This window comes from Achromobacter sp. RT286_PF, from assembly GCF_059760425.1.
On the sequence record NZ_JCBAMR010000073.1, the window covers coordinates 1 to 9237 of the forward strand.

General features: G+C 63.4%; 9 protein-coding genes. 6 read left to right on the forward strand and 3 right to left on the reverse strand.

Annotation, left to right across the window (positions count from 1 at the left end; genetic code table 11):
- Positions 1-51 precede the first annotated feature (51 nt).
- The 3 genes from AC6LJY_RS27695 to pmbA all read right to left on the reverse strand — a co-directional run bounded on the left by AC6LJY_RS27695 (position 52) and on the right by pmbA (position 4084).
- Positions 52-1206, reverse strand: a complete 1155-nt coding sequence (locus AC6LJY_RS27695) for an ABC transporter substrate-binding protein (RefSeq protein ID WP_006226687.1) — start codon at positions 1204-1206, stop codon at positions 52-54.
- A 259-nt stretch (positions 1207-1465) separates the two neighbouring features.
- On the reverse strand, positions 1466-2560 hold the full coding sequence (locus tag AC6LJY_RS27700) for a TRAP transporter substrate-binding protein (protein WP_498137216.1): 1095 nt from the start codon (positions 2558-2560) through the stop codon (positions 1466-1468).
- Positions 2561-2719: 159 nt separating this feature from the next.
- Positions 2720-4084: a metalloprotease PmbA gene (pmbA, locus tag AC6LJY_RS27705; protein ID WP_046806101.1), complete on the reverse strand. Its 1365-nt coding sequence runs from the start codon at positions 4082-4084 to the stop codon at positions 2720-2722.
- Between the two features lie 58 nt (positions 4085-4142).
- On the opposite strand from pmbA, the gene yjgA reads away from it, so the two are divergent.
- The 6 genes from yjgA (at position 4143) to AC6LJY_RS27735 (ending at position 9158) form a co-directional block, all read left to right on the forward strand.
- Positions 4143-4694: a ribosome biogenesis factor YjgA gene (yjgA, locus tag AC6LJY_RS27710; protein WP_046806100.1), complete on the forward strand. Its 552-nt coding sequence runs from the start codon at positions 4143-4145 to the stop codon at positions 4692-4694.
- A gap of 29 nt (positions 4695-4723) precedes the next feature.
- Positions 4724-5401, forward strand: coding sequence for an alpha/beta hydrolase (locus tag AC6LJY_RS27715; protein WP_219991665.1), 678 nt, complete (start codon positions 4724-4726; stop codon positions 5399-5401).
- Between the two features lie 398 nt (positions 5402-5799).
- A complete protein-coding gene (locus AC6LJY_RS27720) occupies positions 5800-6804 on the forward strand; it encodes an ABC transporter substrate-binding protein (RefSeq protein WP_319309010.1) in 1005 nt (334 codons plus the stop codon).
- Positions 6804-7616, forward strand: coding sequence for an ABC transporter ATP-binding protein (locus tag AC6LJY_RS27725; protein ID WP_104145173.1), 813 nt, complete (start codon positions 6804-6806; stop codon positions 7614-7616). Before AC6LJY_RS27720 ends, AC6LJY_RS27725 begins: the two co-directional genes overlap by 1 nt.
- 3 nt (positions 7617-7619) lie before the next feature.
- The gene (locus tag AC6LJY_RS27730) at positions 7620-8456 is read left to right on the forward strand and encodes an ABC transporter permease (RefSeq protein ID WP_046806096.1); all 837 of its coding nucleotides are present in this window, start codon (positions 7620-7622) and stop codon (positions 8454-8456) included.
- A 9-nt stretch (positions 8457-8465) separates the two neighbouring features.
- Positions 8466-9158, forward strand: a complete 693-nt coding sequence (locus tag AC6LJY_RS27735; RefSeq protein ID WP_485857293.1) for an isochorismatase family protein — start codon at positions 8466-8468, stop codon at positions 9156-9158.
- Positions 9159-9237: the final 79 nt, after the last annotated feature.

Sequence of the window (9237 nt, forward strand, 5' to 3'; positions counted from 1 at the left end):
GCCTGTGGGCTGCCCGCAAGGCGCATCCCCCCGCGCGGGGATGCGTAGCGCTTACTTTTCGATGACGTACTTGCCGTCCTTGGTCACGCTGACGATCGGCGCCTGGTCGGCGTCGTAGCCGGCGGGCTTGCCGGCGCGGTCGTTGGCTTGGCGGAACTTGAACGCGCCGGTGGCGCCGGTCCAGGTCACGGACGGCAGCGCGTCGCGCAGCGCGGCACGGTCTTTGGGCAATTCGCCGGTGATCTTGGTGTTCTTCAGTGCCTGGGCCACGATGTACATGGCGTCATACGACTGAGCCGCGAACTGGTCCGGCGAACCGTTGAACTTGGCCTTGTAGGCGTCGATGAACTTGACGTTCTCGGGGGCCTTGTTCTCGATCGACCACGGGCTGCCGATCCACAGATTGTTCGATGCGCCGCCAGGGGCCAGGTCGAAAATCTTGACCGAGTTCATGCCGTTGCCGCCGATGACCGGCACGTTCAGGCCCAGTTGGCGCGCTTGCACCATGATCGGGGCGCCTTCGGCCAGCAGTGCGGACAGCACGATGGCGTCGGGGTTGGTGCCCTTGATCTTGGTCAGCTGGGCCTTGAAGTCCACGTCGCCCTTGGCGAACGTTTCGGTCGTGGTGACCGGGATCTTCTGGTCTTCCAGGGCCTTCTTGAAGTTGTCGTAGCCGCTCTTGGTGAAGACGTCGTCGTTACCGTAAAGCACGGCCACGTTCTTCAGGCCGGTCTTTGCCTTGACGGTGGAAATCGTGGCCGGCAGCACGTCGGCTTCGGTGACCGAGTTGCGGAACACGTAGTTGCCGATGGAGGTGATGCCATCGGCGGTGTTGGACGTGCCGAAGGCGACCGTCTTGGCCGCTTGCGCGATCGGGTCAGCGGCTTGGGCCGAGTTGGACAGCGTCGGGCCAAAGACCATCAGGACGTTGTCTTTGAAAATCAGTTTCTTGAAGACGTTGATGGCTTCTTCTTTCTTGCCTTGTTCGTCTTCGACAACCAGCACCAGCTTGTTGCCGTTGATGCCACCCGCAGCGTTGATTTCATCAGCGGCAAGCTGGAAACCATTACGGATCGACACGCCGTACTGGGCGGCGCCGCCGGACAGGGCTTCTGCCACGCCCAGCTTGATGTCAGCCGCGTGCGCAGCCGGGACGATACCAGCGGCGATCAGCGCAGCCAGCAGCTTCTTGGTCTTGGATTGCATGGTTGATACCACCTTAAAGTCTGTCTCGGAATATTGGTAATCCGGGCTGGTGTAATCCCGCCGGATTGACGTCATATGCCGCCTAAAGGCGCCATGATTGCGCGTCAAGACCCGGGATATTACTCCTTTGTATCAGGCCGAAACTCGAATGTGGTTCGAGAAAAGCCCGAAAACCGCCCATTTTTTTGTAAAAAATGCGCTATTACTAGCAAAAACCCTACTTTGCACCGAATGCCATTCGGCGTCCGGCGCCCTCCTTCTACCGTCCCGACAACGCCACGGCCACGTACTGGCCGTAAGCGTTTTCGGTCAGGCGGACCCACGGCATTTCGCTGTCGCGAAAGCCCATGTAACTGTCGTGTATTGCCTTGAATTTCGGGTCTTTGGCCGACAAGTCCTTGTAGACCTGCTGCGTGGCCTCGAATGCCACGTCCATGATGGATCGCGGAAAAGCGCGCACTTGCACGCCGCTTGCCGCCAGTTGCGCCAGCGCTGAGGGGTTGCGCGCGTCGTAGCGGGCGGTCAGCGACACATGAGCGGCCAAGGCGGCAGCCTGCACGATGGACTGGTAATGCTTGGGCAGCTTGTTCCAGGCGTCGTCATTGATATATAGCGACAGCTGCTCGCCGGGCACCCACCACCCGGGTCCGTAGTAATACTTAGCTACTTTATTGAAGCCCAGCTTGGCGTCGTCATAGGCGCCCGCCCCCGCGATGGCTTGCAGCCCTTCTTTGTCGAAGGCCTCGGCAAGCGGCACCTGGGTGACCGGCTGCGGCGCTACGCCCAGCCGGGCCAGCACGTCGGCGCCAAGGCCGGAGACGCGCATCTTCAGGTCTTTCAGGTCAGCCTGGCGCTTGATTTCCCGCGTGTACCAGCCGCCCATCTGGGCGCCGGTATTGCCCAGCGGGAAGTTGATGATCTTTTCGGGTTTGAACAGTTCGCGGGTCAGGCGCAGGCCGTCGCCCTCGCTCATCCAGGCATTCATCTGGCGCGCCGTCAGCCCGAAGGGCACGGCGGCATCGAAGCAAAAGGCGGGGTTCTTGGCGTGATAGGCGCGCGACGAGCCGTGTCCGCATTCCACCTTGTTGGTGGAGACGGCTTCAAGCAAGTCGGTAGCCGGTACGATTTCGCCTTCCGGGAAATGACGGATATTGAACTTGCCGCCGGTGGATTCCGTGACGAACTTGCAAAACTGTTCGCCTGCGCCGATGCGCAAGTCCAGCGCGCTGGGAAATGCAGAGGCAAGGCGCCAGCTCAAGGACGGCATGTCTTGCGCGAACGCAGGCGCGCTGACGGCGGCGCCGGTTGCAACGGCGCCCAGTCCGGCATGCTTCAAGAATGAACGTCGTTGCATCGCAATGCTCCTCAGCAGCTTCGGGGTACGTCGAGCAATACCCGCCGGATATTACACGGTGAGGCCGTGCCGGGCGCTAGAGGAATTCCCCAGCCGCGCGGCCCCCATCCCAATGCATTCGGCAGGATGGATGAGCGCGCCCGCGAGCGCGCTCATGGCTCAGGTGCCGGCGATGGCCATTTGCTCGATCAGGATCGAGCCGGTGGTCTTCGTGCCGCGCGAAATGGTGTCCGCGCCCACGGCAACGATCTGCTGGAACATGTCGGCCAGATTGCCGGCGATGGTGATTTCCTGCACCGCGTGCTGGATCTTGCCGTTTTCCACCCAGTAGCCAAACGCACCGCGCGAGTAATCGCCGGTGACGTAGTTGACGCCCTGACCGATCAGCTCGGTGACCAGGAACCCCGTGCCCATCTTCTTGAGCATGGCTTCGAAATCGTCGCCGCGCTTGGTCAGGGTGGAGCTGAACACCAGGTTGTGCGAGCCGCCGGCGTTGCCGGTGGTGGCCATGCCCAACTTGCGCGCGGTGTAGCTGGACAGGAAGTAGCCTTCCAGCACGCCGGCCGACACGACGTTGCGGCGGCGGGTGCGCACGCCTTCGTCGTCAAACGGCGAACTGCCCATCGCGCCGGGGATGTGCGGGTCTTCGGTCAGGTTGATGTGCTTGGGGAAAATGGGCTTGCCCAGCGCGTCCAGCAGAAAGCTGGCCTTGCGATACAGCGCCCCGCCGTTGACGGCTTGCGTCAGCGCGCCGACCAGGCCCAGCGCCAGGGGCGCTTCGAACAGGACCGGGAACTTGCCGGTGCGAATGCGGCGGGCCGACAGGCGCGACAACGTGCGTTCGGCGGCGTAGCGGCCGATGGCTTCGGGCGATGCCAGGTTGGCCGGATCGCGTTCGGACGTGTACCAGTAGTCGCGCTGCATGCCGTTGCCCCGGCCGGCGATAGGCGCCACGGACAGGCTGTGGCGCGAATACGGGTAGCCGCCCATAAAGCCACGGCTGTTGCCCATGACGAACTGGCCTTCGTAGGTGCCCACGGTGGCGCCATCCGTATTGGTGATGCGCGGATCGACGTCACGCGCCGCGCGTTCGGCGCGCAAGGCGAGTTCGGCGGCTTCCTCGGTGGACACCGTCCAGGCGTGGTGCAGGTCCAGGTCGGGGAATTCCGTGGCCAGTTGGTCGGCGTCGGGCAGGCCGGCGGCCGGATCGGCGGCGGTGTGGCGGGCGATGTGCCAGGCGGCTTCGACCGTCTGGCGCAGGGCGGCTTCAGAGAAGTCGGACGTCGAGGCCGACCCGCGGCTTTGGCCGGCGTAGACCGTCAGGTCCAGCGAGCGATCGCGTGTCTGCTCAACGGTTTCGATGTCGTTCTTGCGTACCGAGACCGACAGCCCCAGGCTTTCCGAGACTTCCGCCGCCGCGTCCGAAGCGCCAATCTGGCGCGCGTAGGCGAGGGTTTGCTCAACGAGTTCGGAAAAACGCGCGTGATTCGCCGCCAGCGGCAAGGATGAGGAGGTTTTAACCATTGCTGTCCAATTTGCAGAGACGGTTATCATAGCCAAGTCTGTCATTGCGCAGTTTTCCATGAATTCCCATACTGAAGAAGAATCCGTCGACGACGGTTACGACGAGAACGGCTACGACCGTCCCAGCAAGTCCCAGGTCAAGCGTGAAATGCACGCCTTGCTGGACCTGGGCAAACAGCTGATCGAACTGTCCCCCGACCGCCTCAAGCAATTGCCGCTGGCCGAGCGCCTCTATGAGGCAATCCGCACGGCGCAGCGCACGACGGGCCGCGAAGGCCGCCGCCGGCAGATCCACTTTGTGGGCAAGCTGATGCGCGACGCGCCCGCCGACGAGATCCGCGCCCAGCTGGATGTGTGGGAAAACGGCTCGCGCGAAGAAACCGCCGCCATGCACCGGCTGGAAGCCCTGCGCGACCGCCTGCTGGACGACGACGACACGCTGACCAAGCTGCTGGCGAACAATCCACAAGCGGATGCGCAGCAATTGCGCACGCTGATCCGCGCCGCGCGCAAGGAAAAGCTGGGCAATGCCTCGCTGCTGCAAGGCCAGGAGCCGCAAAAGAAGCACTATCGCGCGCTGTTCCAGGCCTTGAAGACCTTGACGCTCTGATTCCCCCTTTTGATTTTTTTCGGCCGTCCATGAACGCTTCCAACGACCTGCTCGACTGCATCGAGATCGAAACCGCCCCCAACCCCACGCACGCCGTCATCTGGCTGCACGGCTTGGGCGCGGATGGCAACGACTTCGCCCCCATCGTGCCGGAACTGGACCTGCCCGCAGGGCTGGGCGTGCGCTTTGTGTTTCCGAACGCGCCGGTGCAGCGCGTGACGATCAACAACGGCATGTCGATGAGGTCCTGGTATGACATTTTGGTCATGGACCTGGTCCGTGTGGAAGACGCCAAGGGCATCCGCGCTTCCGAAGCCGCCATCCACAAGCTGATCGCGCGTGAAAACGCGCGCGGCATCCCGACGTCGAACATCGTGCTGGCGGGCTTCTCGCAAGGCAGCGCGATGACCTTGCACACCGGCTTGCGGCTGACCGAAAAGCTGGCGGGCATGATGGCGCTGTCGGGCTATCTGCCGCTGCTGAACACCGCCGAAGCCGAACGCCACAGCGCCAACCACGCCACGCCGATCTTCATGGCGCATGGCCTGCACGACCCGGTTGTGTCGTTGGCGCGCGCCGAGGCGTCGGTGACGGAATTGAAGCGCCTGGGCTATGACGTGCGCTGGCACACGTACCCAATGCCGCATTCGGTATGCGCCGAAGAAGTCCGCGATATCTCGGCGTTCTTGAATAGCGTGCTTGCCTGAAGCAGCGGTGATGTTCAGGCGCGCGCCGGGCTTGCCGCCCCGCCGCGCCTGATCTTGCCGGCTGCCGGGACCCGCTTGCGGCACGCCGCCGTGGCCTGGGCATTGCCCCAGGCAAGCCGGCTCCAGCCCCCTGCCGACAATCCGGCAAAAACCCCTTTGGTATACCAAGTGGTATTCAAGCCCTGAATTTTCCGGGCTTCGCCAGCGCTCGTCCATAGAGAAAAACGCCAATCCCAAAAAGCTTGTCTACGCCCGCTGCTTGAATATAGTATTCGATCCATGCCTTATCGGCCCGGGCTGCTGGTGTTCGGGCTTCCCTGTTGTTGCTGTCGATTCAACCCCATTGGCCATGCTGCGCCGGGTTTCGGCGTGCCATATAAGACGCAGGAGAAAGTCCCGTGAAATCCAAGCCACTTCCCCGCCTGGCGGGCGCGGCGCTGCTTGCGCTGTTTGCTCCCTTGGCCGCCCAGGCCCAAGCCCTGAATCCCCCCGTGAAGGTGCGCTACGAAGAAGTGGTGCGATCCGTGCTTTACGTGCCCAAGTACGTGGCCCTGTCACAGGGATACTTCAAGGACGCCGGACTGGACGTGTCCATGAAAACCTCGCAGGGAACCGACAAGGGCATGACCGCCTTGCTGTCGGGCAGCGCGGACATTGTGCTGATCGGGCCCGAGGCTTCCATCTATGTGCAGAACAGCGAATCGCCGGTCAAACCGAAGATCTTTGCCGGGCTGACCGCCACCGATGGCTTCTTCCTGCTGGCGCGCAAGCCGGTCGACAAGTTTGACTGGTCGATGCTCAAGGGCAAGGAAGTCATCGGGTTTCGACCCGGCTCGAACCCCATCGTGTTCCTGGAAACCGCGTTGCGCAAGCATGGCCTGGATCCGCAAAAAGACGTCAAGCTGCTGAACAACATCGGCATCCCGGCGCGTGCGGGCGCCTGGATGGCGGGCCAGGGTGAATACGGCATCTTCCTGGAGCCCGAGGCCGGCGAGCTGGTGCGCAACGGCAAGGGGTACATCGTCGCGTCGGTGGGCCATGAAGTCGGCCAGGTGGACTACACCGTCTTCACCGCCACCGACAAATACATCCGCGACAACCCCAAGGTCATCCAGGCCTGGACCAATGTGGTGGCGCGCGCCGAGAAGTACGTGAAGGACACGCCGGCCGCAACGCTGGCGCCGCAGATCATGACGTTCTTCCCGGGCATGGACCAGGGCGCCGTCACGGAAGCCATCGAGCGCTACAAGCAATACCAGATCTGGAAGACGTCGCCACTGGTCACCGCCGAGGCCATGAACAAGTTGCAGGACATGCTGATCGCCAGCGCCGTCATGAAGGACTCTGCCCGCGTGAAATACGAGGACGTGGTGGTGGCCGACTTTGCCAACAAGGTGCAGTAATGGGAGCCGCCATCCATAACCTGAAGCCGGCCACCGCCACGGCAAAAATCGAGCTGCGCGACGTCTGCCTGTCGTACTTCACGACCGATGGCGAAACCGAGGCGCTGTCGAACGTGTCGTTCTCGCTGGCGCCGGGCGAATTCGTCAGCCTGATCGGCCAAAGCGGATGCGGCAAAAGCACCTTGCTGTCGTTGATTGCGGGCCTGATTCCGCCCACATCGGGCGCCGTCATGGTCGATGGCCAAAGCGTGACCAAGCCGAACCCGCGCATCGGCTACATGTTGCAGCAGGACTATCTGTTTGAATGGCGCACCATCCTGGACAACGTGATGCTGGGCGCCGAGATCCAAGGCCGGCGCGACGCGCGCAGCGAGGCGCGCGCCGTGCACATTCTTGAAAAGTGCGGGCTGGGCGCGTTCCTGACGCACACGCCGCGACAGCTGTCGGGCGGCATGCGACAACGCGCCGCGCTGGCGCGCACGCTGGTCACCGAACCGGACGTGATTTTGCTGGACGAGCCGTTCTCGGCGCTGGATTCGCAGACACGCCTGGCCATCTCGGACGAAGTCGTGGACATCCTGCGGCGCGAGGGCAAGACGGTGGTGCTGGTCACCCACGATATCGGTGAAGCCATCGCCATGACGGATCGCGTCATCGTGCTGTCGCGCCGCCCCGGCCGGCTGAAAAGCCAGTACCGCATCCACTACGGCGACGGTGCGCGTCCCACGCCCTTCCAGGCGCGCTCGCGGCCGGAATTCAACGCCTATTTCAAACAGCTCTGGGATGAGCTGGACGTCCACGTGGAGGGCTGACCGATGAATTCCCCCGTTGCCAACACCGTTCCCCTGCGCGCCGTACCCGCGCCCAGCGCCAAATACCTGGACTACCTGCGCCGGGACCGCGCCAAGAAGCGCAATATCCGCTTAAGCCAGGCGTTGTTGCTGATCGTGTTCCTGTGCGCGTGGGAAATCCTGCCGCGCATGCACATCGTGAACCCGCTGCTGACCAGCTACCCCAGCGCGCTGTGGCCCACCTTTATCGACCTGTGGAACAACGGCCATCTGGCCAAGCACATCATGACCACGCTGTCGGCCACGCTGGTCGGCTTCACCCTGAGCATGGCGATCGGCATCGTGGTGGCGGCCGCGCTGTGGTGGTCGGACTTCCTGTACAAGGTGCTGGACCCTTTCCTGGTGGTGGCCAACGCCATGCCCAAGATTGCCTTCGTGCCGATCTTCTATCTGTGGCTGGGGTCTGACTACGCCGTGTACGGCATGGCGGTCGCCATCGCGGTGTTCGTCACCATCATGGTCGTGTACGCGGGCTTTCGCGGCATCGACCAGAACAAGGTCAAGCTTGCCCACACCTTTGGCGCCAGCCGCTGGCAGGTGCTGACCAAGGTAGTGCTGCCGGGCAGCGTGCCCACGTTGATCGCGGCCGTGAAGATGAACATCGGCCTGGCGCTGGTGGGCGTGATCGTGGGCGAATTCCAGTCGGCCGATTCCGGCCTGGGTTTTCTCATCATGAACGGCAGCCAGGTGTTCAAGCTGAACATCGTCATGACGGCAATTGCCATGCTGGCGCTGATCTCCAGCGTGATGTACCTGATCATCTATCGCGTCGAAGCCGCCGTGGCGCGGCGCTACGGCTAAGGAGGCGTCATGGAATTTCCGCAATGGGTACAAGACCGCGTCGTGGCCCGGCAAGGGTGCCTGCATCCCTACGACACTCTGCCGGCAGCGCGCTGTGCGGTAGTCGTGATCGACATGCAGCAGTACTTCACCCTGCCCGGCTATCAAGGCGAATGCGCCCCGGCGCGTGACATCATCGCGCCGATCAACCGGCTGTGCGACAAGGTGCGCGCGGCGGGCGGGACGGTAGTGTGGGTGCAGACGGCGTCGGACAACGCCGACGCATTCTGGTCGCATCACCACGGGGTGATGCTGACGCCCGAACGCAGCAAGCGGCGCCTGGAAACGCTGCGCCGCGATTCGCCGGGGTTTCAATTGCACCCCGACCTGCACGTGGACGATGCCGACCCGCGCGTCGTCAAGCGCTTCTACAGCGCCATGGCGACGGGCTCGTCAGAGCTTGAACCGCTGCTGCGCGGGCTGGGCGTGGATACGCTGCTGATCACCGGCACCGTCACCAACGTGTGCTGCGAATCCACCGCGCGCGACGCGATGATGCGCGACTTTCGCACCATCATGGTCGACGACGCGCTGGCGGCGGTCACGCCGGCCGAACACGAACATGCCTTGCAGGGCTGGATGCTGTTCTTTGGGGATGTGCTGTCGGTGGACGAGGTAACGGCGCGGCTGACGCCGGCCGAGGCGGTGCGGAAAACCGCCTGACGGCGACGGCGCGTCGGGCTACACCCGGCAACAGGCGGTGCATCATCGGCGGCCCGGCCCGGCCCGACCAAGCCAGGCC

Coding starts and splice junctions, on each gene's coding strand:
- yjgA (WP_046806100.1), top strand. CDS start 4,143: ATGAATTCCCATACTGAAGAAGAATCCGTCGACGACGGTTACGACGAG.
- AC6LJY_RS27715 (WP_219991665.1), top strand. CDS start 4,724: ATGAACGCTTCCAACGACCTGCTCGACTGCATCGAGATCGAAACCGCC.
- AC6LJY_RS27700 (WP_498137216.1), bottom strand. CDS start 2,560: ATGCAACGACGTTCATTCTTGAAGCATGCCGGACTGGGCGCCGTTGCA.
- pmbA (WP_046806101.1), bottom strand. CDS start 4,084: ATGGTTAAAACCTCCTCATCCTTGCCGCTGGCGGCGAATCACGCGCGT.
- AC6LJY_RS27730 (WP_046806096.1), top strand. CDS start 7,620: ATGAATTCCCCCGTTGCCAACACCGTTCCCCTGCGCGCCGTACCCGCG.
- AC6LJY_RS27735 (WP_485857293.1), top strand. CDS start 8,466: ATGGAATTTCCGCAATGGGTACAAGACCGCGTCGTGGCCCGGCAAGGG.
- AC6LJY_RS27725 (WP_104145173.1), top strand. CDS start 6,804: ATGGGAGCCGCCATCCATAACCTGAAGCCGGCCACCGCCACGGCAAAA.
- AC6LJY_RS27695 (WP_006226687.1), bottom strand. CDS start 1,206: ATGCAATCCAAGACCAAGAAGCTGCTGGCTGCGCTGATCGCCGCTGGT.